The 1,692-nt window shown below is 55.4% G+C and carries 2 protein-coding genes; one reads left to right on the top strand and one right to left on the bottom strand.

All coding sequences use genetic code 11. The annotated features are described in order from the left end of the window. Window positions 1-767 (bottom strand): metallophosphoesterase (locus tag A7Q00_RS11645; protein WP_245637580.1); only part of this gene is annotated, 767 nt, incomplete at its 3' end. Between the two features lie 197 nt (window positions 768-964). On the opposite strand from A7Q00_RS11645, the gene A7Q00_RS11640 reads away from it, so the two are divergent. Next, window positions 965-1,692: metallophosphoesterase (locus tag A7Q00_RS11640; RefSeq protein WP_064090698.1), on the top strand; the 728-nt coding region annotated here is incomplete at its 3' end.

Below are 1,692 nucleotides of genomic sequence, written 5' to 3'. Positions count from 1 at the left end.
CCGATGGTGTTGCTCACCGTCGGAATGCCGTATTCGTTGGCGTAACACACGGGCAGGTGTTGGTGGGCATGGCCGTGGATGCAGGCTGCAAGCTTTTCAGGTAGCCCGATTTCCGCATCCTCTGCCCACCGTGCAGGCAATGCCGTGCCGTAGCCTAGGTCGGCATCGCCGAACAGGCGGCTGGTCGGGTGGTGGGTGAATAGGATGTTTTGTACGCCGGAGGGGCTGGCACGCAGCGTTTCTTCGATAAAGCAAACGCTTTGATAGTGTGCCGCCAGCACATCGCGATACAGCAGTTTGGCATAACGATTGCCGAGTTTAACCTTGATGTAGCGGTAGTCGCTCAATCTTTGCGCTACCGCATATTCGTCCCCATGCGCCACCTGATACCAAAACGGTGTGCCGATAATCTGCACGCGTCTGTTGTCGAGCATGGCGCACTGGTTGTGTAGGATGCTCATGTGCGCCTTCAGCATCGGGCTGCCGTCCAGAGCCGCCTGAATCCGTCCGACCGCCTTGTGCAGCGCGTCGCCGTAATATTCGTGGTTGTCCATCACATAAAACACTCGGTCAAAGCCGTTGTCGGCAATCACGCTTTCCAGAAACGGCACGAAATAGTGGAATTTCCTGGCTTCGGCCAAATCGCCGGCAATCATCAGCAGGTTGTGTTGCGTTGCAGGCTGCCGGTTGCAGCGGAACAGGGGACGGTAGATTTCGTCCAGCACATCGGTTTGCAGCAGCCCGCGTTTGTCGAACAGCCATTCCAAATGGATATCGGAGATGTAGTTGAGTTAGACGGTGCGGTCTGTTGGCATAAGAAGGCTTTCTAATGAATGATGGATGAGCGTGAACCATCAACGCCGATACTCGGCGCCAATCGTGTCAAACGGTTTCAGATGGAATGATACAATACCGGCGAACCGTTTCCTATCTCCCGTTGCAGGCTACCTGAAACCGTATCCCCATGAAAATCCAGCTCCTTTCCGACACCCACGGCAGCCCCTATACCCTTCATCCCGAAGCCGATGTGATTGCCCACGCCGGCGATTTCGGTAACGGTTTGGCCGCCATGCGGCAGTTTCAGGCAGCCTGCAACGAGGCGGGTAAGCCCTATGTCTTTGTGCTGGGCAATCACGATTATTATCATGAAAACATGAGCGATGTGCGCCTGCAGTTGCACGATGCGCCTTGTCTGCGCGCGGGTAAAACCGTGCAAATCAACGGCCGGACCTTTGTCGGCGGCACGTTGTTCAGCAACTTCAGGCAGCACCAAGTCAGCGCCGGACAGTTTGAGCAAAACTGTAATTTGGCACAGGTTTCCGTGGCCGATTTCGCCTATATTTTTGATTACCTGCCCAACAGTCAAAACGAGCGGCGCATCACGCCTGAGGACTACGTCCGCCTGTATAACGAAGAATGGGCGTGGATACAGCGGTTTCGCGGCGCGGAAAACACCATTGTCCTGACCCACTTTCCGCCGAATGCAGCCTGCACCGCCCCGCAGTTTGCCGAATCGCCGCTCAATCCCTATTTCATCAACGATATTGATTTGACCGGCTTTGCCTACTGGTTTGCCGGACACACGCATACGGCGATGGATGCCAATATTCAAGGCTGCCGCGTGGTCATCAACCCCTTGGGCTATCCCAACGAAATTGGGCGCAACGGTTATCGGGACGGGTGCTTGATTGA

The organism is Eikenella halliae (assembly GCF_001648475.1).
GTDB lineage: Bacteria > Pseudomonadota > Gammaproteobacteria > Burkholderiales > Neisseriaceae > Eikenella > Eikenella halliae.
Note: the sequence above shows the minus strand (reverse complement) of the source record. Positions and strands in the feature narration are given on the sequence as shown.